The sequence below is a fragment of the Pseudomonas sp. GW822-FHT06D10 genome (assembly GCF_058799535.1).
Genome location: NZ_JBXALN010000004.1, coordinates 622,415 through 648,528 on the forward strand (window position 1 = coordinate 622,415; position 26,114 = coordinate 648,528).

A 26,114-nucleotide genomic window follows, 5' to 3' on the forward strand; every position below is an offset into this window, starting at 1 on the left:
TAACCCCGGGGCACGTAATACAATCCCCGCCCCCGCCGCCTGAAGGATCAGCCATGTCCGTCACCAATCCCAAAGTCATCGATTTCTGGGGGATCTCCAAGGAGGCTCCCAACGACCTGCTACTGGTGATGACCGACCACCTCGAATGGGGCGACAAGGCGGAACAAGGCGAGCACTTGCTCGTGCTGCAAGAGAAAATCAACAGCTACATCGCCTTCATCGAAAGTGGCGAGATCTACACCGAGATCCCCGGCGCCTATGGCAAGTACCCGATCATCCGGATCATTGGCTTGTATGAATTGCCCGCGCAGGCCGAGTACTTCATGGCCCGCGTGACCGAAACCCTGAATGACGTGGGCATTGGCTTCGAGTTCGAGCTCAGGGTCGACGAGAGGATTCGCAACATGTAGCCGGGCCGGGCACGGCGCTGCCTCAGGCAGGCTTGATCACAGCCCGGTTGAGGGCAATCACATCCACATGCTCTTGGTGCGAGAAGTGCTCGATCACGTCTTGCAGGTGCACATGTTCCAGGCCGCTCGCGGCCATTTCACATGAAGCGTTGATCAGGAACTCACCCAGTGCCCTGAGTGTGTCCGGCTCGGCGAGAATCGAAATTTCGTCCAGTTGAATGCGCTGGTCACTGCCAACTGCGGTGCCATGCACGGTGAATGTCTTCAGCTTTTTCAAAGGTTGAATGCCTGCGCCCGTAGGTGGTTCTTTAATTTTGGCCAAGCCCAGGGCCTGGCCGATAGTCACTGTTGCCCCGACAGCCCGCAGCAGCCCGCAGCAGGCCGCACGCCCGCCGACGACGCTGCCAATACAGCCGGGAACGACTCTACAGCAACCCCAAACGCCTGCGCAGGCAAAGCACTTTCTCATGCCATGCTCTGATATGATTTTTTTCAATATCTTTGCAAATTGATTTTTATTGTGTCATTTATGACTGCACTGATCACAGGACAGATCCAGCGCGCCACCCCGGATGGCGGGTACCCGCTCCCCCCCAATGCCTTCCCAGGAGTCAACAATATGAACAAGACAGAACTTCTAGGTGCCCTGCTGCTATGTGCGTCCAGCTTCCTGGCTCATGCCGACGAAGACAGCCTGCGCATCGGTATCGAGGCCGCCTACCCGCCCTTCTCCTTCAAGACACCCGAGGGCAATGTCAGCGGCTTCGACTACGACATCGGCAACGCCCTGTGCGAAGAAATGAAGGTCAAGTGCCAATGGGTCATTCAAGAGTTCGACGGCATGATTCCATCGCTCAAGGTGCGCAAGATCGACGCCGTTCTGTCGTCGATGTCTATCACCGAAGACCGGATGAAATCCGTGGACTTCAGCAAAAAGTACTACCACACGCCTGGCAAGTTCGCGATGAAGGCCGGCAGCCTGATCAACGACCCGCTGCAGGACCTCAAGGGCAGGAAAGTCGGTGTGCAACGCGCCTCGACCTATGATCGTTTTGCCACCGAGCAACTGGAACCCGCCGGCGTCGTCGTGGTGCGCTACGCCTCACAGAACGAAGCCTTCCTCGACCTCGCCTCGGGGCGCCTGGACGCCACCCTGGCCGATATCGTCAACACCGATGAAAGCTTCATCAAGACCGCGGCGGGCCAGGGCTTTGCCCTCACAGGGCCTGATATCAACGATCCGAAGTACTTTGGTCGGGGCGCCGGGATCGCCGTGCGCAAGGGTGACAGCGCCAACCTGGCGCGCCTGAATGCGGCAATCGACGCGATTCGCGCCAACGGCAAGTACCAGCAGGTGATGGCCCGGTACTTCGCGTTCGATATCTACGGCGAGTAAGCCTTTCTCTGAGCCCCGGCGCCGCTGCTGGCTGGCGTCGTCTACGGCTTGTCTTGCGCGCCTTGTGGCGCGAGCTTGAGGAATTTCATCATGCTCCACGGCTACGGTTCGAGCATTCTCGATGGCGCCTGGCTGACCATCAACCTGGCGCTGACGTCCATGGCCCTGGCGATTGCCCTGGGCCTGATCGGCGCGGCCCTGCGCCTGTCATCGCTGAAATGGCTGGCAGTGCTCGGGGAAAGCTACACCACCCTGATTCGCGGTATTCCAGACCTGGTGCTGATCCTGCTGATTTTCTATGGCGGCCAGGACCTGGTGAACCGCCTGGCGCTGGCGCTCGGCTACACCCGCTACATCGACATCAACCCCTTTATCGCCGGGGTCTGCACCATGGGCTTCATTTTTGGTGCCTACCTATCGGAAACCTTTCGCGGCGCCTTCATGGCGATCCCCAAGGGCCAGGCCGAGGCCGGGCTGGCCTATGGCATGGGCGGTGCCCAGGTGTTCTGGCGAATCATGGTGCCGCAGATGGTGCGTTTCGCCATTCCCGGGTTCACCAACAATTGGCTGGTGCTGACCAAGTCCACCGCGCTGATCTCGGTGATCGGCCTGCAAGACATGATGTTCAAGGCCAAGAACGCAGCGGATGCCACCCACCAGCCCTTTACCTTTTTTCTCGCGGTGGCGGCGCTGTACCTGATGCTCACCAGCCTGTCCTTGCTGGTGCTGCGCTGCCTGGAAAAACACTACTCGGTCGGCCTCAAAGCCGCCGAACTGTAAGGGGAGCCACCCATGATGCTCGATTACCACCTGATCTGGGACAACCTGCCGCTGTACCTCAACGGCGCCCTGGTGACCCTCAAGGTCCTGCTGATTTCCCTGGCCCTGGGTCTGGCCCTGGCAGTGCCCCTGGCGCTGATGCGGGTGTCGCGCTCGCCGCTGATCAACGCGCCGGCGTGGCTCTATACCTATGTGATTCGCGGCACGCCGATGCTGGTGCAACTGTTCCTGATCTACTACGGCCTGGCGCAGTTCGAAGCGGTGCGCCAGAGCCTGCTCTGGCCGTATCTGTCCAGCGCGACCTTCTGCGCCTGCCTGGCCTTTGCGATCAACACCAGTGCCTACAGCGCCGAGCTGCTGGCCGGCAGTTTGCGCACCACCCCCGCAGGCGAGATCGAAGCCGCCAGGGCCATGGGCATGTCGCGCCTGACCCTGTACCGGCGCATTTTGCTGCCGTCGGCCTTGCGCCGAGCCTTGCCGCAGTACAGCAACGAAGTGCTGATGATGCTGCAAACCACCAGCCTGGCCTCCATCGTCACCCTGGTGGATATCACCGGGGCCGCGCGCACCGTCAGCTCACGGTTCTACCTGCCCTTCGAGGCGTTTATCACCGCCGCTCTCTTCTACCTGGTTCTGACCTTCATTCTGGTGCGTCTGTTCAAGCTGGCCGAGCGCCATTGGCTGGCGTATCTGGCACCACGCAAGCACTAAGGAGCTGCTATGGAGCACATTCAATACCCGTTGCCATGGAGTGCGTCGGGCACCCTACGCACACTGACGCTGTTTCGCTTTGGCAGTGGAACACGCAAGGCCTATATCCAGGCGTCCTTGCATGCCGACGAGTTGCCGGGGATGCGCGTCGCCGTCGAGCTCAAGCGCCGTCTCCTAGAGCTGGAGACACAGGGCCGGCTGACCGGGGTGATCGAACTGGTGCCCCTGGCCAACCCGATCGGTATCGCCCAGATGTTCCAGGCCACCCACCAGGGACGCTTCGAGTTCTCCAGCGGCAAGAACTTCAATCGCGACTTCCCGGAACTGTTCGAGCCGGTTGCAGCAGAGCTGCAAGGGCAATTGGGCTCTGACGCCGAGGCCAACGTCACGCTGATTCGCCGCGCCATGGCCGAGACCCTCGCGGCCATGCCGGCCCCCGCCTCGGAACTCGACGGCCTGCGCCGCCTGCTGCTGCAGCACGCGCATGACGCCGACCTGGTGCTGGACCTGCACTGCGATTTCGAATCGATCATGTTGCTGTACGCCATGCCGCAACACTGGCCGCGCCTGCAGTCACTGGCCGCGCGCCTCGGCGCCGGGGTCACCCTGCTGGCCGAGGATGCGGGCGGCAGCGCCTTCGACGAAGCCTGCGCGATTGTCTGGCTGCGCCTGGCAGAGCACTTTCCCGAGGCCAATATTCCCCTGGCGTGCGCCGCCACCACCATCGAATTGCGCGGCATGGCAGACACCGGTCGCGAGCAATGCCTCGACAGCGCCGAAGCCATTCTTGGCTATCTGGCCGAGCAGGGCCTGATCAGCGGCGACTGGCCGGCGACGCCGCCGAGCCATTGCCAGGCACTGCCTTTTTCCGGCGCGCAGTATGCCTGCGCGCCCCATCCCGGCGTGGTGAGTTTCCTGCAACCGCTGGGTGCACAGGTCAAGGTCGGCGACCCGCTGTTCGAAGTCATCGATCCCTTGACCGACCGCCACAGCCTGGTCCGCGCCAACATCGACGGCATTCTCTATGCCCGCGAACGGCTGCGCTTCGCCCAGCCGGGATTGTGGTTGGCCAAAGTGGCAGGTGCTACCCCCATTCGCCAGGGTCGCTTGCTCAGCGACTGATTCCAGAGAGTTCACAACATGTACAAACTTGAAGTTCAGGACCTGCACAAAAGCTACGGCGCGCACCAGGTGCTCAAGGGCGTCTCCTTGCAGGCACAGGCCGGTGACGTGATCAGCCTGATCGGCTCCAGCGGCTCGGGCAAAAGTACCTTCCTGCGTTGCATCAATCTGCTGGAGCAACCCAATGCGGGCACTATCCGGCTCAATGGCGAAGCACTGAAGCTGGTGGCCACTCCCCTGGGCGGGCTCAAGGCTGCCGAGCCCAGGCAGTTGCAACGTATGCGCTCACAGCTGTCGATGGTGTTTCAACATTTCAACCTCTGGTCACACATGAGCGCTCTGGAAAATGTCATGGAAGCCCCGGTGCAAGTGCTCGGCCTGAGCAAGCAGGAAGCGCGGGAGCGGGCCGAGCACTACCTGGACAAAGTCGGGGTGGCGCGGCGCATGAGCGCCTGGCCGGGACACATGTCCGGTGGCGAACAGCAGCGCGTGGCCATTGCCCGCGCACTGGCGATGGAACCGCAGGTCATGCTGTTTGACGAACCGACCTCGGCGCTCGACCCCGAACTGGTCGGTGAAGTACTGAAAGTCATGCAGGATCTGGCGCAGGAAGGCCGCACCATGGTGGTGGTCACTCACGAAATGGGCTTTGCCCGCGAGGTGTCCAACCAGCTGGTGTTCCTTCACCAGGGCCGCGTGGAAGAACGCGGCGCCCCACGCGAGGTACTGGCCAACCCGCAATCCGAGCGCCTGCAGCAGTTTCTCGCGGGAAGTTTGAAATAAGATCGCCACGCCGCGGTGCAGCACTGCCCTGACGAGCCCGGCCTCGGATACACTCCAGCCCACCTCGCCAGGGCACCAGGCACAGCCCTTCTTTCACCCTCAGGAACTGTCGAGCCGGACATGCCAAGTTCATCGAAAGACACCACGATCTATGCCGCACCGGTCATGCGCAAACTGACGGAAATCGTTGCCGAGCTGCCGCCGTCGCTGCGCAAGGTGGCGGACTTCATCCTGCGCCACCCGCTCAAGGCCGCGACGCTGACCATCGAGGAGATGGCTCACGAAACCTTGACCTCCCCCGCCGCCGTCAACCGCCTGGCCAAGGCACTGGACCTGGGTGGATACAGCGGCATGAAGGCCGAGCTGGTCGCCACCTTGCAGCAGATGGTGTCGCCGGTGGACAAGCTGCGCAACGAACTGGCGCTGCGCCCGGGCGGTGCGTTCGGCCTGCACGAGCAGTTGCAGAGCGCCGGCAGCAACCTGGCCACAGCCACGACCAGCAACCACGCTGACAGCTTCGATGCCTTCATCAGCCGCCTGACCACGGCCCGCAAGATCTACATTCTGGGGTTTGGCAACAGCGTCTACCTGGCCGGCCTCGCCGCTGCGACCCTGATGCCCTTCTGCGCCGACGCCACGGCCATCAGCATGGAGGGTGGCAACGAAAACGCCGCGTACCGGCTCGCCGCAATCACGGATCAGGATGTGCTGCTGGCCATCTCCCTGCCCCGCTATTCCCTCGACACCCTGCAACTGGCGCGCTTTGCCAACGAACGCGGGGCAACGGTCCTGGCCATTACCGACTCCCCCGCCTCGCCACTCACCGCGATTGCCGAGCACACACTGTTTGCGCCGTGCGACCACCCGGTACTGACCAGTTCCAATATTGCCGTGCTGGCCTTGATCGAAGGCCTGGTCGCCGGTGTCATGGCGCGCAACGAAAAAGCGGTGAAACTGGCCACCGAGCTGACGGAAAGCGTGATGTCGTACCTGCACATTCCCAGCCACGGCAAATCGCTGAAAAAGTGAGGGCGGTGCGGTTTTGCCAGAAAGCCCGGTGCTGCACTCGACAGGCCCGAGCCAAGGTGCACGGCGCCGCCCCCCATCCAGGGTTGCGCCCCACGCGGCCTGCAGCGGCTCCCGCCCGCTCAAGCGGGGCAAGCGCCCTCAGCCCTCCTGCTGCAACCGCGCAATCAAGGTCTCGATAAAGAACGCCAGGCTCTGCGGCAACACCCGCTTGGGCATGGTCAGCACCTGAATGTCCCGATCGCCCAAGCGCGGGTTGGACAGCGGCACCGATACCAGCCCATCCATCCCCCGTCCCTCGCCACTGATGGCGCTGGCAAAGGCCACCGTATCGGACTGGCGCACAAACTCATGCAGGGCCCCGGAAAAGTTGCAGGTCATCACCTGATCGAAGCTCAGGCCGTCCATCTGGCACACCAGATCCAGCAGTTGCCGCTGGGTGGTGCCCTTGGGCGTCAAGGCCACGGGAAACGCCTGCACCTGCTCCAGTGACAGCACCCCGGCGCTGGCCAGCGGATGCCCGGCGCGCATCAGGGCGCGAATCGGCGAGCGGATCGAATAGCACACATTGACCCCCTCCACCGGCTCGGTGCTGAAGGTCAGCCCCACGTCCGCCTCGCCCCGACGAATGCGCTGCACGCACTCGTGGGGCGAGATCACGTCCAGGCGGTACTCGGCTCCGGGCCGCAGGCGGTAATGCTCCAGCAGCACCCGGGGCAGGAAATACCGCGACAGGCCCTCGGTGGATACCAGGCGGATCACCTTGGCCCCCGGGTAACCCTCGCCCCGCAGTTCGGCGAGGATGTTCTCCTGTTCCAGCCAGGTGCGCCGGGCGTGTTCGGCCAGGGCTTCGCCAGCGGCGGTGAGTTGCATGCCCCGCGGGCGCCGCTCGAACAGCGCCACGCCAACGCTCTCTTCCAGCAGGGCGATCTGCCGGCTCACCGCGCTGGGGGCGATGTGCAAACGCTCCCCCGCCGCGGCCAGGGAGCCGGCATCGATCACCGCCAGAAAATACCGATAGTCCATCTGCATCCCCTTGCCAGGCATCCAATTTTTAGAATCATGCCTTCAAAAAACAGCAATATACAGATGCCTTTGCCAACTCCACCATGGGCCCGTTCCCTTGCCCGACCGGAGTTGCAATGACCAAGCAAGCTGCCCTCGCCGGCGTTCGCCAGTACCTGGCCGACGGCCATTTTGAACAGGACCTGCGACGCCGGGTGGCGTTTCGCAGTGACAGCCAGGACCCGGCCCATGCCGATGAACTGCCGCGCTACCTGCTGGAGGAAATCCAGCCGCTGCTGCAGCGCCTTGGCTTCGACTGCCACATGTTGGCCAACCCCGAGGCCGGTGGGCCGTTCCTGATTGCCACGCGCCTGGAAGACCCGGCCCTGCACACGGTGCTCAGCTACGGCCACGGCGATGTGGTGCCGGGTTACGCCGAGCAGTGGCGCGCGGGCCTGAATCCCTGGCAACTGACCCTGGAGGGCGAACGCTGGTACGGCCGTGGCACCGCCGACAACAAGGGCCAGCACAGCATCAACCTGACCGCCCTGGAGCAAGTGCTAAAGGCCCGCGACGGGCGCCTGGGTTTCAACCTCAAGCTGCTGTTCGAGATGGGCGAGGAAGCCGGTTCCCCGGGGCTGCGCCAGCTGTGCCAGGAGCAGCGCGAACTGTTGCGGGCCGATGTGTTCATCGCCTCCGACGGCCCACGGCTGAATCAGGCCCGGCCGACGCTGTTCCTCGGCTCCCGCGGCTCGGCGCAGTTCCGCCTGGAGGTCAACACCCGGGACAAGGGCCTGCACTCGGGCAACTGGGGCGGGGTGATGAGCAACCCCGGCGTGGTACTGGCCAACGCCCTGGCCAGCCTGGTGGACCAGAACGGCCGCATCCGCTGCCGCGAACTGCTGCCGGCGAACATTCCCGACAACGTGCGCGCCGCCATCGCCGACCTGGAGATCCAGCGCGAGTCCCTGGGCCGCCCTCTGGACGAACACTGGGGCGAACCGGGGCTGACCCTGGGCGAGCGCCTGTTCGCCTGGAACACCCTGGAAATCCTCGCCTTCAGCACCGGCAACCCGCAAAAACCGGTGAACGCGATTCCGCCCCGGGCCGTGGCCTTCTGCCAATTGCGCTTTGTCCTCGGCACGCCCTGGCAGCAGCTGGAAAGCCTGCTGCGGGCGCACCTGGATCGCGAAGGTTTCAGCCAGGTGGAGATCGTCATGGAGCGCTGCTCCCCGGCCACCCGCCTGGACCCGGACAACCCCTGGGTCAGGTTCGCCAAGACCTCGATTGCAGGTAGCAGTGCGCAGCGCCTGGCGCTGTTGCCGAACCTGGCGGGCACCCTGCCCAACGACATCTTCGCCGAAGTGCTGGGGCTGCCGACCCTGTGGATTCCCCACTCCTACCCCGGCTGTTCGCAGCACGCCCCGGACGAACACCTGCTGCTGCCGGTGATTCGTGAAGGCCTGGAGATCATGACGGCCCTGTTCTGGGACCTGGGGGACCTGCCCCGGACCTGAGGCCATCGCTTACCCCGCCCGGCCCTGGCCGGGCACCTGTCGCTCAAAATCCAACAATAAGCAGGAGCGTCCTGTATGACAGCGTTAGCCACCACCTCGACCGCGACCCGGGTCGAACCCAAGGCCCTGTGGAAACCCATAGGCGCCGCCCTGATCGGCAACACCCTGGAGTGGTTCGACCTGTCGATCTACGCCTACTTCGCCCTGACCATCAGCCAGGTGTTCTTTCCCACCACCGACCCGACCTTCTCCCTGCTGCTGGCCTTCGCCACCTTCGGCATCTCGTTCCTGATCCGCCCCCTGGGCGCGGCGGTACTGGGCTCCTACGCCGACCGCCGGGGCCGCAAGAAGGCCCTGACCCTGTCGATCCTGATCATGCTGACGGGCACCCTGCTGATCGCCATCATGCCCAGCTACGCCACCCTGGGCCTCGCCGCGCCGATCGGCATCCTCCTGGCCCGGCTGCTGCAAGGCTTCTCCGCCGGTGGCGAGTTCGGCACCTCCACCGCCTTCATGCTGGAACACGCGCCGCCGCGCACCCGGCACTTTGTCGCCAGCCTGCAATTCGCCAGCCAGGGCTTTGGCGTGGTCATCGCCTCGACCTTCGGCTACTTCCTGACCAAGCACCTCGATGCCCAGCAAATGCTCGACTGGGGCTGGCGCGTGCCGTTCTTCTTCGGCCTGCTGCTGGGCCCGGTGGGCCTGTACATCCGCCGTACGGTGGACGAGTCGCCGGACTTCAAGGCCAGCGAACCAGGGGAACGCCCATTGCGCGAAGTGCTGATCAGCCAAAAGACCCTGCTGCTGATCGCCATGGGCACCCTGGTGGTGTCCACCGCCTCGAACTACATGATCCAGTACATGCCCTCCTACGCCGCCACCCGCCTGGACATTTCCCAGTCCTCGGGCTTTTTGGCGACCCTCACCGGCGGCCTGATCCTGACCTTCGTCACGCCCATTGTCGGCTACCTGTCCGGCCATATCGGACGCCTGAAAATCATGCTGACAGCGGCGGTGCTCTACGCCGTGGCGATCCTGCCGGCGTTCTTCTGGCTCAACAGCCGCCCCAGTGCCAGTTCGCTGCTGCTGGTGGTGGCGCTGATGGCCCTGATCAAGGCGGTGTACTTCGCCCCGCTGCCGTCGCTGATGGCGGACATCTTCCCGGTGCGCACCCGGGTCACCGGCATGTCCCTGAGCTACAACCTGGGGGTCACGATCTTCGGCGGTTTTGCCCCGGTGATCGCCACCGGATTGATTGCCCTGACCGGCTCGCCACTGGCACCGAGTTTCTACCTGATGCTGGCGGCAGCGTTGAGCGTCGTAGCCCTGTTGATGGCCCGCAAGAAACTCGGCATGACCTGAAATGCGACCGTTTTTTTGCGCGGGGCAAAAGCGCGCGTAGGAGCCGGCTTGCCGGCGAAGAGGCCCGCGAGACATGCAGCGCCTGGACGGACGCCTTCGCTGGCAAGCCAGCTCCTACTGCACCGGCAAGAAATTCATCAGCAGCAGGCTCTGCGCGTAATTGAACCCCACCCGCCGGTAGCGCTCATCGAGAATCTGCGTGAGCAAATCCAGGCGCGCGACGATCTTGCCGAACTCCACGGCAAAACTCAGGTTGCTGCCCTCCTCGGAAATCTCGTTGGAGAACAGCAACAGCACCCCATTGGCATCCTGGCGCTGGCTCAGCAGCCAGGTGGCCTTCTCGATATTGCGCGCGGCGTTGCTGATGAACTGCGGGTCGATGGTATCGGTCATGTAGAACTCGGTGCGCCCGCCATGGGCGGTCACCAGCATGCTGCCAATGGCATAGATGAAGGCCCCCACCCGATCGCCCTGGAACTCCGGGCTCAGGGAATAGCTCAGGGCCGCCAGGTCGCGACGATCCCCCAGGGCCGGCAGCGGCTGGCGCTTTTCGATGGCATTGCGGATCTCGCGCTGGGCCGTGGTGCCATCGGGGAACCCCGACTTGCGCCACTGGCTGGGGTTGCGCAGGTAGAGCTTGCCCATCAGCAGGTACAGGCTCTGCAGGTTGTCGCGCATGCCGATGGTGGCCATGCGGTCAACGCTGGTCTGGAAGAATTCGTCAGGCTTGCCTTCACGAAACTGTTTGGCGATATCGCGCCCTTGCTGCTGGGTACAGGCTGTGGCGCCAAGCATCAGCAGCGCCACCAGGAACAGGCGCTGAAATCGGGTTTGCATCATGCAAGAAGAGGGAGCGTAGGCCATCGGCACCGGGTCGGAATTCACGGGCTGCGGCGGGGATCGGCGCGGCCAGGCCTGGTGATAGAACGCAAAACTGTAAAAAAGTGCGATGGCCGCTACCGACCATCGCCAAATCGCTCGCTTACGAGCGTCGCAACTGACCGGGAGAAACAATGATCTTGACGTTGTGTTCCTTGTTGTTGACCAGTTCCTCGAAGCCCTGGCCGACAATCTCTTCCAGCTGGATGCGCCCGGTCACCAGAGGCGAAATATCCAGCCGGCCATCGGCGATGAAGGCGATCACATCGGCGAACTCACCGTTGTAGGCCAGGGCCCCCAGCACCGTTTTCTCGGTGGCCACCAGCTCGAAGAAGTTGAACTCGCTGGGCTCTTCGAATATCCCCACCATCACGCACTTGCCGGCCTTGCGGATCAGGTCGATGGCCAGCTTGGCGGTGTGCTTGTTGCCGATGCATTCAAAGCTGACATCGGCCCCCAGCCCGCCGGTCAGGCGCTTGACCTCGGCCAGGGCATCGCACTCCTTGGGGTCGAGCACGTGGGTCGCGCCCACCTCCAGGGCCTTGGCCTTGCGCGCGCCGGACATTTCCAGGGCGATCACCTGGGCCGCGCCGGCGGCCTTGGCGCACATGATGGTGCACAGGCCGATGGTGCCGGCGCCGACCACCACCACGTTCTGCCCCAACAAACTGCCGGCTTTTTTCACCGCGTGCATGCCCACCGCCAGCGGCTCGATCAGCGCTCCGGCCTCGGCGGGAAAGTTGGCCGGCAAGGCGTACAGCAGGTTGGCCGGCACGTTGACCAATTCGGCGAAGGCGCCGTTGTTCATCAGCCCGGTAAAGGCCAGGTTTTCGCAGATGTTGTACAGCCCGTGGGTGCAGTAGTAGCAGGTGCCGCAGTGCTGGCAGGCGTCGGCGGCCACTGGCTGGCCAACGCTGAAACCCTGGACCCCTTCGCCCAGGGCGACGATTTCGCCGCAGAACTCGTGGCCGAGGATGCACTGGCCCTTGATCCCGGTCAGCGGGTGCGGTGCGTCCACCGGAATGAACACCGGCCCGGCCACGTATTCGTGCAGGTCGGAACCGCAGATCCCGCACCAATCCACGCGGATCTGCACCCAGCCGGCAGGCGGCGCGTCGGGCAGCGGTACGTCTTCGACGCGGATATCGTGGCGGCCGTGCCAGACCGCGGCACGCATGCTGGGAACAGGCTTGAGGGAAACACTCATCTTGGCTTCTCCTTATTCTTGTAGAGCTGCGACGGCCCCCTGGCCGCCGCAGAACACCTCAGTGCTGCTGGATAAAGTCGAGGATCAGGCGGTTGACCTGCTCCGCCGCTTCCATCTGCAGCATGTGCCCCTGCCCCGGCAGCACCTCGATCTGCGCCTTGAGATCGGCGCTGTGGCTCACCGGAATGATCCGGTCGTCGCTGCCCCAGATCACCAGCACCGGCTGCGGGCCGTCCTGCACCACCGGGCGCAGGTCGGCCTGCTGGCGGCCGTCGGCGAACAGGTTGCCGGCCAACTGCCCGAGGGCCGCCTGCACCCCTTCCAGGCGCTTGTACTTGAGCATGTCGTCGAGCATCTGCCGGTTCACCAGCTCGGCGTTGGAGAACAGCTGCACCAGCTGCGGCTTCAGCGCATTGCGGTTGCTGGCCTCGACAAAACCTTGCAGGTAGTCGCCGTTGATCTCGCGGCCCAACCCGGCGCTGCCGATCAGGGTCAGGGTGCGCACGCGGTCCGGCGCCAGCCGCGCGGTGTTGAGGGACACCGCGCCGCCCATGGAGTGGCCCACCAGATGGGCCACGGGAATCTCCAGGTGATCCAGCAGCGCCAGCAGCACTTCGCTCAATTCATCCAGGTCGCCCCGTTGCAGGGCCTTGGCCGACTCACCATGGCCCGGCAGGTCGAGGGCGATCACCCGGCGCCCGGCGGCCAGGGCTTCGTGGTTGAACAGCCAGTTGTTGAGGTCGCCGCCAAAGCCGTGCACCAGCAGCAGCGGCGTACCGCCTTCACCGCGCTCGAAATAGCGGATCAGGCGGCCGCCCAGTTCGACCTTCTGCGGCGCCGGGCCGCTGTCTTCATCGGCGCTGTCGCCGGGCACGAAGCTGGCCTGGAACTGCTCGATCACCGCGTCGATCTCGGCGTCACTGGCTTCGCCATCGACCACGATGCCCAGCAGCGCGCCCACCGCCAGGGTCTCGTCCTGGCGGGCGATCTGCCGACGCAGGATGCCGGAGAACGGCGCCTCGACGCTGCTGGAGATCTTGTCGGTCTCCACGTCCAGCACTTCATCGCCCTTGCTGATGCTCTGGCCTTCTTCCTTGAGCCAGGCATCGACCCGGCCCTCGGTCATCGACAGGCCCCACTTGGGCATGGTCAGGGTATGGATCTGGCTCATCAGCGGCTCCACTCGATCACGGTTAACACGGCTTTTTCGATCTTCGCCGCGTCGGGGATGTACAGGTCTTCCAGGGCGTCGGAGAACGGCACTGGGGTGTGGGGCGCGGTGACCATTTTAATCGGCGCCTTGAGGGAGGCGAAGGCTTTCTGCGCCACCAGGGCCGAGATGTCGGTGGCCATGGAGCAGCGCGGGTTGGCTTCGTCGATCACCACCAGGCGCCCGGTCTTCTCTACGCTTTCCAGGATGCTGTCTTCATCCAGCGGGCTGGTGGTGCGCAGGTCGATCACCTCGCAGTCGATACCGCGCCCGGCCAAGCTGCGGGCCGCGTCCAGGGCGGTATTCACCGTGCGCCCGTAGGACACCAGGGTCACGTCCTTGCCGTCGCGCAGGAAGTTGGCCTCGCCGAAGGGAATCGCGTAGGACTCCTCCGGCACTTCGCCCTGCAGGCTGTAGAGCAGCTTGTGTTCGCAGAAGATCACCGGGTCGTTGTCGCGGATCGCCTGGATCAGCAGGCCCTTGGCGTCGTAGGGCGACGAGGGGCAGACCACTTTCAGCCCGGGGATGTGGGTCCACAGCGAGGTCAGCATTTGCGAGTGCTGGGCTGCGGCGCGCAGGCCGGCGCCGACCATGGTGCGGATCACCAGCGGGGTCTGGGCCTTGCCACCGAACATGTAGCGAAACTTCGCCGCCTGATTGAGGATCTGGTCCAGGCAGCAGCCGGCGAAGTCGACGAACATCAGCTCGCACACCGGGCGCACGCCACGGGTGGCGGCGCCGACCGCGGCGCCGACGTAGCCGATCTCCGATAGCGGGGTGTCCAGCACCCGCCCGGGGAATTGATGGTAGAGGCCCTTGGTCACCCCGAGCACGCCGCCCCAGGCGTCGTTGTCGCCGGGGGCGCCGGCGCCGCCCGCCACGTCTTCACCCATGATGAACACGCTGGGGTCGCGCCGCATTTCCTGGGCCAGGGCTTCGTTGATGGCCTGCTGGTAACTGATTTTTCTCGCCATGATGGTGGTCTCTTGTTGTTCTGTGGGGCGTTATGGATAAGCGACGTAGACGTCGCTGAGCAGGTCGGCGGGGCTCGGCTTGGGGTCGGTCTTGGCCTTGCGCACCGCGTCTTCGATCAGCGCTTCCACGTCGGCATCGATCTGGTCCAGCTGGCTGGCCTGCACCAGGCCCGAACGGGTGGTGCGCTCGCGGAACTGCATCAGGCAGTCGTTGTGCTCGCGGTAATGCTTGACCTCGTCGGGGGCGCGGTAGGTCTGGGCGTCGCCCTCGAAGTGGCCGTAGTAGCGGGTCAGCTTGACCTCGATCAGCGACGGCCCCTCCCCGGCCCGGGCCCGCTCCACGGCGGCGCCGGCGGCTTCGTGCACGGCGAAGAAATCAAAACCGTCCACCGTTACCCCGGGCATGCCGAAACCGGCGGCGCGGTCGGCAATGTGGTCGCAGGCCACCGACCAGTTGGACGCCGTGGCTTCGGCGTAGCCGTTGTTCTCGGCGATGAACAGGCACGGCAGGTTCCATACCGAGGCCATGTTCATGGCCTCGAACACCGCGCCTTCGTTGGAGCCGCCGTCGCCGAAGAACACCACCGACACACCGTCGGTGCCTTGCAGCCGGGCGGCCAGGGCCGCGCCCACCACCAGCGGCGCACCGGCACCGACGATGCCGTTGGCGCCGAGCATGCCCTTCTCGAAATCAGCGATGTGCATAGAGCCGCCCTTGCCCTGGCAGACCCCGGTCTTCTTGCCGTAGATCTCCGCCATCATCCCGTAGACGTCCACGCCCTTGGCGATGCAATGGCCGTGGCCACGGTGGTTGGAGGCGATGCAGTCGTCGTCCCGCAGGTGGGCCATGACTCCGGCGGCCGAGGCTTCTTCCCCGGCATAGAGGTGGACGAAACCGGGGATCTCGCCGGTGGCGAATTCCACGTGCAGGCGTTCTTCGAATGCGCGGATGGTGCGCATCACCCGGTAGGCGTGGAGCAACTGGTCAGTGGTCAGGGGTGTCGACATTTTTATTCTCCAGGGTGTCTTCGGACTGAAGGTTCACGGGGTGTTGCCGGTGATCGCGGTCGATGGCCAGCAGGCGCTGGCGCGCCGCGTATTCCAGGACCGCGTTGACGTCGATGCTCAGCGGGCCGCCGGCATCCAGGGTGACCGTGGGCCGGTCGTGGGGGTTGAACTCGATCTCGCGCTCGCCATCCAGGGCCAGGGTGCCGGCGTTCAGGCACAGGGGCTGGGGCACATCGGGTTGCAGGTAGCCGGCCTCCAGCACCCCGCAGCCCTGCAGCAGGCCGGGAGCCAGGGGCACCAGCAGCGCCTCGGGGGATTGCGGGTCCAGGCGCATCCAGGCGCCGTGGGGTTCCTGGCGAGTGACCGGCAACCACAGCCCGCAGAGCGCGGAAATGCCAATGGACTGCGGCTCGGCGAAGGTCACGAAGACCTGGGCCAGATCGCTGGCGCGGCTGATGGCCCGGGCACCGACAAAGGCCAGGGGCGACACCGCCACATCCACCAGGGCCACCTCGCACAGGCCTCGGGTCGGTTCGCGCACCAGCAGGCGCTTGTTGCGCCGCAGGGCGATCTCGGCGGGCACCCGGCCGCTGGCGTAGAGACCACCGGCCAGCCCGGCGCTGGTGGCTTCGCGCAGCTCCGGAAAGGCGTTGTTGGTGCCGGTGGACAGGGTCAGCAGCGGAATGTCGCCAACCTCGGCGGCCACCGCCTTGTGGGTGCCGTCGCCACCGAGCACGGCGATCAGCGACACCTCGCGCTCGGCCATCCAGCGCGCCGCCCGGCGGGTGTCCTCGACGCTCTGGCGCAGGGTCAGGTCGAGAAACTCCAGGGCCGGCCAGTGCTGCTCCCGGGCCTGGCGGCTGCGGCTGTTCTTCTGCACCGCGGCGGCGATGCCGGTCATGTCGGTGGGCATCAGCACCTGGGTGATGCCGGTGGCGCCGAAGGCCGCCAGCAGGCGCTGGATCACCGAGACCTTGTCGGTACTGGAGAACAGGCCGGCGTTGGCGGTGAGGCGGCGCACATCACGGCCCGAAGCCGGGTTGGCGATGATGCCGACAGTGAGGGGGCGGCGGCTCATGGACTCACCGCGGGCGGAGCACAGGCAGGAGAAAACATCGGGCACCTCGTTCTTATTCTTCGATGGGCCAGTCGGCGCGGGTTACCGAGAACTGGTTGCCAAGAGCCAGAGCAAGGCCGGTGCCAGTTATGGAAAAACCGCTGCAAAGGCCCGTGGCAGAGCGGCTGTTGCCCTCGCCTGCAGGTATCGGGAAGCCCTGCGCCTGAGACGTTGCATGTCAGGCTGCACGGGGCCTTGGCGAGACCCTGAGACGTTGCGTCTCAGCGCCCCCAAGGCGCCGCCCGGTGCTTGTCGGGAGCCGCGGATCGGCGCTTAATGCGCCCACAACGATAAGAAGCTGCAACCGGAGGCCTTCATGCTTTCCGCACATTCAAAAGCCCATGTGGACTGCGTCAGCCGGGTCCTGAAAAACGCCGATCACCTGCCCCAGGCGCCGGTGCCGAGCCTGATCCTCGATTCCTGGCGCCGCTCCATGGAGCAGCACCAACTGGACCCCGGCTCGCTGCAGGGGCCGCGCATCCTGTCCGAAAACGTGCTCAAGGAATGCCGCGAGCGTTCCGAGCTGTTCCTGCGCATCGCCAGCGAAGAAGTGGCCCGCCTGCATGGCCGGGTGCGCGACGCCGACTACTGCGTGCTGCTCACCGACGCCCAGGGCCAGACCATCGACTACCGGGTGGAGTCCACCCTGCGCAACGACTGCCGCAAGGCCGGGCTGTACCTGGGCACCTGCTGGTCGGAGGGTGAAGAAGGCACCTGCGGCGTGGCGGCGGTGCTCACCGCGCGCACGCCGATCACCGTGCACAAGCGCGACCACTTTCGCGCCGCGTTCATCGGCCTGACCTGTTCCGCCGCCCCGGTGTTCGACCCCCAGGGCGAGCTGCTGGGGGTGCTGGACGTGTCGGCGGTGCGTTCCCCGGACGACCGCCGTTCCCAGCACCTGATCCGGCAGATGGTGGTGCAGAGCGCGCGGGAGATCGAACAGGCGTTCTTCATGAACAGCGCCCAGGGCTACTGGGTGCTGCGGGCCCATGCCAGCCCCGGCTATGTCGACAGCCAGCCGGATTACCTGCTGGCCTGGGACGACGACGGTTGCCTGCGCGCGCTCAACCCGGCGGCGCGCCATTACCTGCTGCGCCGCTATGGCCGCTTGCCGCAGCACATCGCCCAGGTGTTCGACCCGCAGCTGTTGCAGCGCGCCCGCGACGAAGCCCTGTGCCCCCTTTCCGACAACCTCCACGGCCGCCTGCAAGCGCCAAGGCGCCCGGCACAGCGCCCGCGCCTGAGCCTGGCCGGAGAACCGCTGGACCCGCGGGTGGAACAGAGCCTGCGCCTGGCGGTGCGGGTCAAGGACCGCCACCTGCCGGTGCTGATCCAGGGCGAGACCGGTTCCGGCAAGGAAGTCTTCGCCCGCCAGCTGCACCAGGCCAGCCAGCGTCGGGACCGGCCCTTTGTCGCGGTGAACTGCGCGGCGATTCCCGAGAACCTGATCGAAAGCGAACTGTTCGGCTACGTCGCCGGGGCCTTTACCGGCGCTTCGAACAAGGGCATGCAGGGCCTGCTGCAACAGGCCGATGGCGGCACCCTGTTCCTCGATGAGATCGGCGACATGCCCCTGGCCTTGCAGACCCGCCTGCTGCGGGTGCTAGCCGAGGGTGAAGTGGCGCCCCTGGGGGCCGCGCAACGCAAGGCGGTGGATATCCAGGTGATCTGCGCCACCCACCGCGATCTGGAGGCGCTGGTGGCCGAGGGCAGCTTTCGCGAGGACCTGTATTTCCGCCTCGGCGGCGCGCGCTTTCAGTTGCCACCGCTGCGCGAGCGCAGCGACCGGCTGGCGCTGATCACCCGGATTGTCGAAGAGGAATCCAAGCGCTGCGGTGCGCCGGTGCAACTGGGCAATGCGGCACTGGAATGCCTGCTGGGCTACCGCTGGCCGGGCAACGTGCGGCAATTGCGCCATGTGCTGCGCTACGCCTGCGCGGTGTGCGAAGGGCCGCTGATCCAACTGCATGACTTGCCCGAACAACTGCGCGGCGCCGAGGCCGAAGGCGCCCTGCCCGCCCTGGAAACCGCCACCAGCCCCGAGCGCCAGGCCCTGCTGGATGCCCTGGTGCGCCACCGCTGGAAACCCGTGGCGGCGGCCAAGGCCCTGGGCATTTCCCGCGCCACCCTGTACCGCCGCGTGCAACAGCACGGCATCCAGATGCCCGGCCGCAGCCCCCCAACCCCGAATGGATACCCCCTGTAGCCGCTGCTGAGCCCGCGAAGCTGCGCAAAGGCCCGCAGGGCCTTGCTTGGCGATCTCCCGCCGAATCTTCAGCGCCTTAGCAGGCCCCGCGTCTCCTGCGGAGCCGTTCGCAGCCTGCGGCAGCGGCTACAAGAACCGGCCCTGCGCACCCTGCCGTCTGTGTAGCCGCTGCTGAGCCTTGGCGAAGCTGCGCAAAGGCCCGCAGGGCCTTGCTTGGCGGTCTCCCGCCGAATCTTCAGCGCCTTGGAAGTCCCCGCGTCTCCTGCGCAGCCTGCGGCAGCGGCTACAGGGGTAGGTTGAGGCGGGCGCGGTAGCGCCCGGGACTTTCGCCGGTCCATTTCTTGAACGCGCGGTGGAAGGCGCTGGGCTCCTGGAAGCCGGTGAGTTCGGCAATCTCGCTGATGCTGACGCTGGTGCGGCGCAACAGTTCAACGGCGACACCGCGGCGCACTTCATCCTTGATTTCCTGGTACGAGCCGCCCTCGCGCTCCAGGCGCCGGCGCAGGGTGCTGGCGCTCATCTGCACTTCGCGGGCGAAGGCTTCCAGGGTCGGCCACTGGCTGTAGTGGCTGCCCCGCAGGCGCTGGTGCACCTGGCGGGTCAGCCCGTGCTGGTTGCGAAAGCGGATCACCAGCCACTGCGGCGCGCTGCGCAGGAACACCTTGAGCGAGGCCAGGTCCTGGACCACCGGCAGGCGCAAGAAGCGGCTGGCGAATTCGATCTCGGTGCGCCCGGCGTTCCAGCTCAGGTTGCTGCCCCACAGCAGCGCATCGTCGCTGAGACTCAGGCGCGAATGGCGAAAGTCGGCGCGGTCGATGGGAATCCGTCGCCCACCGAGCCAGCACAACAGGCTGATGACCAGCACCAGCAGGGTTTCCTCGGCGTAGTGGCTGCGCAGCGGGTCGGCGCAGCGGCTGTCGAGGCTGATCACCGCACGCTTGCCCCGCAGGCTGAGGCTGGCGCGGACGTCCCGCAGGAACAGGCCGAAGTTGTTAAGGCATTGGCGCAGGGCCTTTTCCAGATTGGGCTCCTGGATCAGCCCGCGGCAGATCAGGGCAAAGGCCCCCGGCGGCATCCCCCGGGAGTCGAGCTGGAAGAATTCGTCCTGCAACTCGCGGATCTGGATCAGCCACAGGGCGGCAAAGGCACTGCCGGGCACCCGCGCCCGGGGCTGGTCGAGCAACGCCGGATCGATACCGGCCTCGCGCAGCACGGCCGCCAGCCGCGCCGGCTGCTGGCGCAGGGCGTGGGTCATCACCCGGACAAAGTAGACCGCGACCGAATCCGATTCACGCATGTAGAGGCTGTGCTCCCGTAGCTGGACCTATGGCAAAAAACGCCAGCACGCTTGACCGCTTTCGGCATAGGCCGGCCACCGCGCCGGGCTCTAGACTCGCGCTGGATAACGCGCTGTGCAAGGCAACCGCGCCATGCTCCGCGAAGGCAATGAACAAAGGAAGAGCTGAAGATGAATCTTGCGAATATCGGGGTGATCGGCGCCGGCACCATGGGCAACGGCATCGCCCAGGTCTGCGCCCAGGCGGGCTTTGACGTGACCCTGCTGGACATCGCCCAGGGCGCCCTGGAAAAGGCCCTGGCCACCATCGGCAAGAACCTCGACCGCCAGGTGAGCAAGGGCACCCTCGGCGAAGACGACAAGCTCGCCGCCCTGGGCCGGATCCGCATCAGCACCGACTACGGCGTGCTCAAGGATGCGCAACTGGTGATCGAAGCCGCCACCGAGAACCTCGACCTCAAGCTCAAGGTGCTGCAGCAGATCGCCGCCCAGGTCAGCGCCGAGTGCGTGATCGCCTCCAACACCTCGTCGCTGTCGATCACCCAACTGGCCGCCAGCGTCAGCGCGCCCGAGCGGTTCATCGGCCTGCACTTCTTCAACCCGGTGCCGGTGATGGGCCTGATCGAAGTGATCCGCGGCCTGCAGACCAGCGACGCGACCCACGCCCTGGCCATGGACATGGCCCAGCGCCTGGGCAAGACCGCGATCACCGCCGGCAACCGCCCGGGTTTTGTGGTCAACCGCATCCTGGTGCCGATGATCAACGAGGCGATCCTGGTGTTCCAGGAAGGCCTGGCCAGCGCCGAGGACATCGACGCGGGCATGCGCCTGGGCTGCAACCAGCCGATCGGCCCGCTGGCCCTGGCCGACCTGATCGGCCTGGACACCCTGCTGGCGATCCTCGAAGCCTTCTACGACGGCTTCAACGACAGCAAGTACCGCCCCGCGCCGCTGCTCAAGGAAATGGTTGCCGCCGGCTACCTGGGGCGCAAGACCGGTCGGGGTTTCCATCACTATGGCTGAGCGTTGCTCACGCTTTGCCGAAAGCCGCGACAAGGCCCTGGAGCTGTTCGCCAGCAAGGGCTTCGGCCAGGTCGGCATGCGTGAGCTGGCGAGCCATCTGGGGCTGACCCCGGGCTCGCTGTACCACCATTACCCGAGCAAGCAGCACCTGTTGCTGGACCTGATCGAGGAGTTCTTCGATGAGCTGCACAGCACCCTCAAGCGCCTGCAACGGCGCAAGTTGCAGGGCGACTGCCTACCGGCGCTGATCCGCGCCCACCTGAAGCTGCATCGGGAATTGCCGCGGCATTTCCGCCTGGTGGAGCGCGACAGCGGCTGCCTCAATCCCGACCAGCAACTGCGGGTCGGGCAATTGCGCGAACGCTACGAACAACAGCTGGTGCAGTTGCTGGGCACCCCGACCGGCCTTGGCCCACAGGCGCAGCGCGCCGCTGCCCATGCCCTGGCCAACCTGCTCAACAGCGCCCCTAGCTGGTTCAGCGAACAACCCCTGGCCGAGCGTGAACGCGAAGCCCTGTTGGAAAACCTGCTGAGCGGCGCCATCGAGCGGCTGCTGGGCGGCGTGCCCGTGCGCAGCGCGGTGGCCTGAGCCTCAGCGCAGCTGCAGCGGGTCTACCAGCCCGGCGGCAATGGCCATGCCCACCAGTTCCGGCAGGTGTTCGGCCTGCATGCGTTTCATCACCCGTGAGCGATACAGGTCGATGGTCTTGATGCTGACCCCCAGTTGCTCGGCAATTTCCCGGTTGGTGTAGCCCTGCACCAGCGGCAGCAACACGTCTTTCTCCCGTGGCGTCAGGCTCTCCAGCAACCCTTGCACCCGGGCCTGCCCGGCACTCTGGTTCTGATGGCGGTCGGCGCGGCTCAGGGCCTGCTGCACACTGTCCAGCAACAGCTGTTCGTTGTAGGGCTTTTCGATGAAGTCCACCGCCCCGGCCTTGAACGCGCGGACCACGATGGGCACGTCGGCGTGGCCGCTGACAAAGATCAGCGGCAGGCGGATATCGCGCTGGCGCAGCTCTTCCTGGACGTTCAGCCCGCCCATGCCGGGCATGCGCACATCCAGCAGCACGCAGGCGTTCAGGCTCGGGTCGCAGTGCTCGAGAAACTCGCGGCCACTGGTGAAGGGCAGCGCCTTGAGCCCCACCGACTCCAGGAGCCAGACGGTGGAGTCGAGCATGCCCGGGTCGTCGTCGACCACGTACACCAGTTGCTGCGCCTCACTTGTCATTGCCTTGCTCCTGTCATTGCGGGGGAAGTTGCCTGGGACGTTGCCGAGGGGTCGGCCGGGGCACTGGCCGGCAGCCGGCAGCACATGCGCAGGCCGACGGCCTGGGGCTGGGCCTGCAAGTCGCCGCCAAAGCCCTCGACGATGCTGCGGCTCATGGACAGCCCGAGCCCCAGGCCATTGGCCTTGCTGGTGTAGAACGGGGTGAACAGCTGCGGCAGTTGCTCGGCGCAGACACCGGGGCCCTGGTCGCTGACGCTGATCTGCACCCCGCCTTCGGCCGTCGCCTCGGCGGCCAGCACAATGTGCGAGCCCTGCTGCCCATGCACTTCGCGGTTGGCCTCGATGGCGTTGCGCAGCAGGTTCAGCAGCACCTGCTCCAGCAGCACCCGGTCGGCGTACACCGGCGGCAGATTATCCGCCAGCTGCAAGTCGATCGTCACCTGGCTGGCCTGGGCTTCCCAGGCACACAGGCGCACGGTTTCCCGGGCCACTTCGGCGATGTCCAGGGCCTGCACCCGGCGCCCGCCCTTGCGCAAAAAGGCCCGCAGGCGCTTGATCACTTCGGCGGCGTGGGTCGCCTGCTCGGCAATCCGTTCCAGGCCCTGGGCCACCTTGCGGGCGGCCTCGGGCTGGGTGCCCAGGGCCTGCAAGTAGCGCTGGCTGGCATTGGCGTAGTTGACCACTGCGGCCAGCGGCTGGTTGATCTCGTGGGCGATACCCGAGGCCAGTTCGCCCAGGGTCACCAGGCGCGCGGTGTGGGCCAGTTCGTCCTGGTGATGGCGCTGCTGGGCTTCGCGCAGTTCGCGCTCGCTCTGGTCGTGGGCCACCAGGGAGTAGAAACGCTCGCCACTGGCCGCGCGGTGGGCCAGGAGCATCAGCGAGACCGGCACCGAGGCGCCGCCGGCCGGCGGTTGCAGGCGCGCCTCGATGCTCCAGCGGCCGCTGTGTTCAGCGCGGTCCCAGCCTTCGCGTTGCAGGCTGTCGAGTACCGCAGCGCTGAGAATGGCCGCCAGTGGCGGCATTGCCTGCCCGTCGCCGAGCCCCAGGGTGCGCCGCGCCGCCGGGTTGAGGTAGGTCACCGCGCCGCCGGGCTGGATGAACAGCACCGGGTCGGGGTTGGCCTCCACCACTTCCGCCAGGCGCCGCTTGTTCTCTTCGGCCTGGACCCGGGCGGTGATGTCCCGGGACACCGCCACCACTTCCACCACGGTGCCGGTGTAGGTGTCGCGAATGCCGCGGCAGGCGGTTTCGAACCACAGGTAGTGGCCGTCGCGATGGCGGATGCGATAGGTCATGGTGTGGTAGCCGTCCTGCTCCAGGGCATCGCGGGTGCGCTGCATCAGCCCGGCCAGGTCCTGGCTGTGGAACAGGCTGCGGGCCAGGCGCCCGCGCAGTTGCTCGGGCCAGTAGCCGAGCAGGGTCCAGGAGGCCGGCGAGGCGTCGAGGAAGCTGCCGTCCGGGGTGTGCCGGGAAATCAGGTCAGTGGTGTTTTCGGTGATCAGGCGGTACAGGCGCCGGGCCTTGGCCGACTCGCGCTCGGCCCGGACCTGGGCCGTGGCTTCCTGGCAGCGCGCCAGCACCCGCTGGCGATGCGGATCGGGGATAAAGCTCCAGAGCAGGATGCGCTCGCCCCACTGGGCTTCCACCTGCTCGATGGCCCGCTGCTGTTCCAGGCAGGCCCGCACCAGGGCCGGGTGGTTGACCGGCAGCAGGGCCGCGAGATCGCCAGTGGCAGCATCGTCCAACCACTGGCGCAGTGCCGGGTTGAGGTCCAGCGGCTGCGCCTGGGCGTCCAGCAGCAGGCTGGGTTGCGGGTCGTGGCCGAGCCAGGGCGAGTCCGGCAACTGGCCTTCACGCTGCAGGCGCAGCCAGTGACGCAGGTGGGTAGAGTCGGGCATGGTCGATCAGTCTCGCGGCCGGAAGGATAGGTTCTTTTTATAGTATAACCACTATACAACTCAGGTAGTACTTCCATATCAATCGACAAACAGTATATAAAAGACCCCGGATAAGTCACCGAGCTTTCGCTGGGTGTGCTGCGTACCTGTAAGCAACGCCGAACGTAGGAGCTGGCTTGCCAGCGAAGAGGCCCGTGGGATCGCTTTCGCCGGCAAGCCGGCTCCTACAGTCAGTGCCCCCAGGTACACAGCACGCGCTACCCAAGCCTCGGCCAATAGAGCTAATAATCAGCCACCGGGTACCCGAACCATGTCCATCTACGAGCAAGGCCTGGCGCCGACTGCCGTCAACCATATCGCCCTCTCCCCCTTGAGCTTCATCGAGCGTACCGCTGCGGTTTACCCCGATTACCCGGCGGTGATCCACGGTTCGATCCGTCGCACCTGGGCCCAGACCTACAGCCGCTGCCGGCGCCTGGCCTCGGCCCTGGCCGGGCGCGGCATCGGCAAGAACGACACGGTGGCGGTGATGCTGCCCAACATCCCGGCAATGCTCGAAGCACACTTCGGCGTGCCGATGATCGGCGCCGTGCTCAATGCCCTCAATGTGCGCCTGGACGCCGAGGCCATCGCCTTCATGCTGGCCCACGGCGAAGCCAAGGTGCTGATCGCCGACCGCGAGTTCCATGAGGTGATCCACGCCGCCGTGGCCATGCTCGATCACCCGCCCCTGGTGATCGACCTCGACGACCCGGAGTACGGCGAGGGCCAGCCGGTCAGCGAGCTGGACTACGAAGCGTTCCTGGCCGAGGGCGATCCCGAGTTTGCCTGGCAGTGGCCCGATGACGAGTGGCAGGCCATCGCCCTGAACTACACCTCAGGCACCACCGGCAACCCCAAGGGCGTGGTCTATCACCACCGCGGCGCCTACCTCAACGCCCTGGGCAACCAGATGACCTGGGCCATGGGCAACCACCCGGTGTACCTGTGGACCCTGCCGATGTTCCACTGCAACGGCTGGTGCTACCCCTGGACCGTCACCGCCCTCGCCGGGGTGCATGTGTTTTTGCGCCGGGTCGACCCGCAGAAGATCCTCGACCTGATCCGCGAGCACCAGGTCACGCACCTGTGCGGCGCGCCCATCGTGCTCAATGCCCTGGTGAACATGCCCGACACCGCCAAGGCGGCCATCGACCACCCGGTCAACGCCATGGTGGCCGGGGCCGCGCCGCCGGCCAAGGTGATCGGCGCGGTGGAGGAAATGGGCATCAAGGTGACCCACGTCTACGGCCTGACCGAGGTCTATGGCCCGGTGACCCTGTGCGCCTGGCACGCCGCCTGGGATGAACTGGCCCTGGAACAGCGGGCGCAGATCAAGTCGCGCCAGGGCGTGCGCTACCCGACCCTGGAAGGGGTGATGGTGGCCGACCCGAAAACCCTCGAACCCACGCCCCGGGACGGCCAGACCATCGGCGAGATCTTCATGCGCGGCAACACCGTGATGAAGGGCTACCTGAAGAACCCCACGGCCACCGCCGAAGCCTTCGAGGGCGGCTGGTTCCACACCGGCGACCTGGGGGTGACCCACCCGGACGGCTACGTGGAGATCCGCGACCGGCTCAAGGACATCATCATTTCCGGGGGCGAGAACATTTCCACCATCGAACTGGAAGGCGTGCTCTATCGCCACCCGGCGGTGCTGGAAGCGGCGGTGGTGGCCCGGCCCGATGAAAAATGGGGTGAGACGCCCTGTGCCTTCATCACCCTCAAGGCCGATCATCAGGACGTGCGCGAAGCCGAGATCATCGCCTTCTGTCGCGAGCACCTGGCAGGCTTCAAGGTACCGCGTACCGTGGTCTTCAGCCCGTTGCCCAAGACCTCCACCGGCAAGATCCAGAAGTTCGTCCTGCGCGACATGGCGAAAAACCTCTAGCCTGAATACACCTACCCAGCCC

The 26,114-nt window shown here is 65.7% G+C and carries 23 protein-coding genes and 1 pseudogene; 13 read left to right on the top strand and 11 right to left on the bottom strand.

The features are described 5' to 3' along the window. The first annotated feature begins 53 nt into the window (after positions 1-53). The gene (locus AC1RL5_RS16730; RefSeq protein ID WP_181003092.1) at positions 54-410 is read left to right on the top strand and encodes a DUF6572 domain-containing protein; all 357 of its coding nucleotides are present in this window, start codon (positions 54-56) and stop codon (positions 408-410) included. A gap of 22 nt (positions 411-432) precedes the next feature. Here the strand turns inward: AC1RL5_RS16730 and AC1RL5_RS16735 are convergent, their stop codons facing one another. After that, positions 433-756, bottom strand: coding sequence for an Imm32 family immunity protein (locus AC1RL5_RS16735; protein ID WP_492628930.1), 324 nt, complete (start codon positions 754-756; stop codon positions 433-435). Positions 757-1,029: 273 nt separating this feature from the next. Here AC1RL5_RS16735 and AC1RL5_RS16740 point away from each other — a divergent pair, with 273 nt between their 5' ends. The 6 genes from AC1RL5_RS16740 (at position 1,030) to AC1RL5_RS16765 (ending at position 6,231) form a co-directional block, all read left to right on the top strand. Further along, positions 1,030-1,806, top strand: a complete 777-nt coding sequence (locus AC1RL5_RS16740) for an ABC transporter substrate-binding protein (protein ID WP_072451482.1) — start codon at positions 1,030-1,032, stop codon at positions 1,804-1,806. 90 nt (positions 1,807-1,896) lie between these two features. After that, positions 1,897-2,586 carry an ABC transporter permease gene (locus AC1RL5_RS16745; protein WP_103408093.1) on the top strand — a complete coding sequence of 230 codons (690 nt, stop codon included), beginning with the start codon at positions 1,897-1,899 and terminating at the stop codon, positions 2,584-2,586. A gap of 12 nt (positions 2,587-2,598) precedes the next feature. After that, the gene (locus tag AC1RL5_RS16750; RefSeq protein ID WP_072451484.1) at positions 2,599-3,297 is read left to right on the top strand and encodes an ABC transporter permease; all 699 of its coding nucleotides are present in this window, start codon (positions 2,599-2,601) and stop codon (positions 3,295-3,297) included. A 9-nt stretch (positions 3,298-3,306) separates the two neighbouring features. Then, entirely contained in the window at positions 3,307-4,419 is a 1,113-nt protein-coding gene (locus AC1RL5_RS16755) for a succinylglutamate desuccinylase/aspartoacylase family protein (RefSeq protein ID WP_093406002.1), read from the top strand. Between the two features lie 18 nt (positions 4,420-4,437). Continuing rightward, positions 4,438-5,202 carry an ABC transporter ATP-binding protein gene (locus AC1RL5_RS16760; protein ID WP_093406006.1) on the top strand — a complete coding sequence of 255 codons (765 nt, stop codon included), beginning with the start codon at positions 4,438-4,440 and terminating at the stop codon, positions 5,200-5,202. A 120-nt stretch (positions 5,203-5,322) separates the two neighbouring features. Beyond that, positions 5,323-6,231, top strand: coding sequence for a MurR/RpiR family transcriptional regulator (locus tag AC1RL5_RS16765; protein ID WP_125062913.1), 909 nt, complete (start codon positions 5,323-5,325; stop codon positions 6,229-6,231). 138 nt (positions 6,232-6,369) lie between these two features. On the opposite strand, the gene AC1RL5_RS16770 is transcribed toward AC1RL5_RS16765, so the two are convergent. Then, entirely contained in the window at positions 6,370-7,254 is an 885-nt protein-coding gene (locus tag AC1RL5_RS16770) for a LysR family transcriptional regulator (RefSeq protein WP_072451718.1), read from the bottom strand. Positions 7,255-7,370: 116 nt separating this feature from the next. On the opposite strand from AC1RL5_RS16770, the gene AC1RL5_RS16775 reads away from it, so the two are divergent. Together AC1RL5_RS16775 and AC1RL5_RS16780 are read left to right on the top strand one after the other, a co-directional pair. After that, positions 7,371-8,750: a M20 family metallopeptidase gene (locus AC1RL5_RS16775; RefSeq protein ID WP_492589780.1), complete on the top strand. Its 1,380-nt coding sequence runs from the start codon at positions 7,371-7,373 to the stop codon at positions 8,748-8,750. A 75-nt stretch (positions 8,751-8,825) separates the two neighbouring features. Next, positions 8,826-10,112 carry an MFS transporter gene (locus AC1RL5_RS16780; RefSeq protein WP_072451489.1) on the top strand — a complete coding sequence of 429 codons (1,287 nt, stop codon included), beginning with the start codon at positions 8,826-8,828 and terminating at the stop codon, positions 10,110-10,112. 114 nt (positions 10,113-10,226) lie between these two features. On the opposite strand, the gene AC1RL5_RS16785 is transcribed toward AC1RL5_RS16780, so the two are convergent. From AC1RL5_RS16785 to AC1RL5_RS16810, 6 genes and pseudogenes are all read right to left on the bottom strand, one after another. After that, the gene (locus AC1RL5_RS16785; RefSeq protein ID WP_015634963.1) at positions 10,227-10,952 is read right to left on the bottom strand and encodes a hypothetical protein; all 726 of its coding nucleotides are present in this window, start codon (positions 10,950-10,952) and stop codon (positions 10,227-10,229) included. Between the two features lie 142 nt (positions 10,953-11,094). Further along, entirely contained in the window at positions 11,095-12,168 is a 1,074-nt protein-coding gene (locus AC1RL5_RS16790) for a 2,3-butanediol dehydrogenase (RefSeq protein ID WP_228102375.1), read from the bottom strand. A gap of 88 nt (positions 12,169-12,256) precedes the next feature. Continuing rightward, positions 12,257-13,369, bottom strand: a complete 1,113-nt coding sequence (locus AC1RL5_RS16795) for an acetoin dehydrogenase dihydrolipoyllysine-residue acetyltransferase subunit (protein WP_492589782.1) — start codon at positions 13,367-13,369, stop codon at positions 12,257-12,259. Beyond that, the gene (locus AC1RL5_RS16800) at positions 13,369-14,382 is read right to left on the bottom strand and encodes an alpha-ketoacid dehydrogenase subunit beta (protein ID WP_492589784.1); all 1,014 of its coding nucleotides are present in this window, start codon (positions 14,380-14,382) and stop codon (positions 13,369-13,371) included. Before AC1RL5_RS16800 ends, AC1RL5_RS16795 begins: the two co-directional genes overlap by 1 nt. A gap of 30 nt (positions 14,383-14,412) precedes the next feature. Beyond that, entirely contained in the window at positions 14,413-15,390 is a 978-nt protein-coding gene (locus tag AC1RL5_RS16805; protein WP_019094732.1) for a thiamine pyrophosphate-dependent dehydrogenase E1 component subunit alpha, read from the bottom strand. 2 nt (positions 15,391-15,392) lie between these two features. Then, positions 15,393-16,468: pseudogene (locus tag AC1RL5_RS16810) on the bottom strand (ATP-NAD kinase family protein). Between the two features lie 355 nt (positions 16,469-16,823). On the opposite strand from AC1RL5_RS16810, the gene AC1RL5_RS16815 reads away from it, so the two are divergent. Then, complete coding sequence (locus tag AC1RL5_RS16815; protein WP_072451493.1) at positions 16,824-18,713, top strand: sigma-54-dependent Fis family transcriptional regulator; 1,890 nt, start codon at positions 16,824-16,826, stop codon at positions 18,711-18,713. 283 nt (positions 18,714-18,996) lie between these two features. On the opposite strand, the gene AC1RL5_RS16820 is transcribed toward AC1RL5_RS16815, so the two are convergent. After that, the gene (locus tag AC1RL5_RS16820) at positions 18,997-20,010 is read right to left on the bottom strand and encodes an AraC family transcriptional regulator (protein ID WP_492589786.1); all 1,014 of its coding nucleotides are present in this window, start codon (positions 20,008-20,010) and stop codon (positions 18,997-18,999) included. A 171-nt stretch (positions 20,011-20,181) separates the two neighbouring features. Here AC1RL5_RS16820 and AC1RL5_RS16825 point away from each other — a divergent pair, with 171 nt between their 5' ends. Continuing rightward, entirely contained in the window at positions 20,182-21,033 is an 852-nt protein-coding gene (locus AC1RL5_RS16825; protein WP_011060466.1) for a 3-hydroxybutyryl-CoA dehydrogenase, read from the top strand. Then, positions 21,026-21,622: a TetR/AcrR family transcriptional regulator gene (locus AC1RL5_RS16830; protein WP_011060465.1), complete on the top strand. Its 597-nt coding sequence runs from the start codon at positions 21,026-21,028 to the stop codon at positions 21,620-21,622. The genes AC1RL5_RS16825 and AC1RL5_RS16830 overlap by 8 nt, the downstream gene beginning before the upstream one ends. A gap of 3 nt (positions 21,623-21,625) precedes the next feature. Here AC1RL5_RS16830 and AC1RL5_RS16835 read toward each other — a convergent pair whose 3' ends face one another. Continuing rightward, complete coding sequence (locus tag AC1RL5_RS16835; protein WP_072451495.1) at positions 21,626-22,261, bottom strand: response regulator transcription factor; 636 nt, start codon at positions 22,259-22,261, stop codon at positions 21,626-21,628. Further along, complete coding sequence (locus tag AC1RL5_RS16840; RefSeq protein ID WP_103408101.1) at positions 22,258-24,159, bottom strand: PAS domain-containing sensor histidine kinase; 1,902 nt, start codon at positions 24,157-24,159, stop codon at positions 22,258-22,260. The genes AC1RL5_RS16835 and AC1RL5_RS16840 overlap by 4 nt, the downstream gene beginning before the upstream one ends. 310 nt (positions 24,160-24,469) lie before the next feature. Here AC1RL5_RS16840 and AC1RL5_RS16845 point away from each other — a divergent pair, with 310 nt between their 5' ends. Next, positions 24,470-26,092: an acyl-CoA synthetase gene (locus AC1RL5_RS16845; protein ID WP_492589788.1), complete on the top strand. Its 1,623-nt coding sequence runs from the start codon at positions 24,470-24,472 to the stop codon at positions 26,090-26,092. Positions 26,093-26,114: the final 22 nt, after the last annotated feature.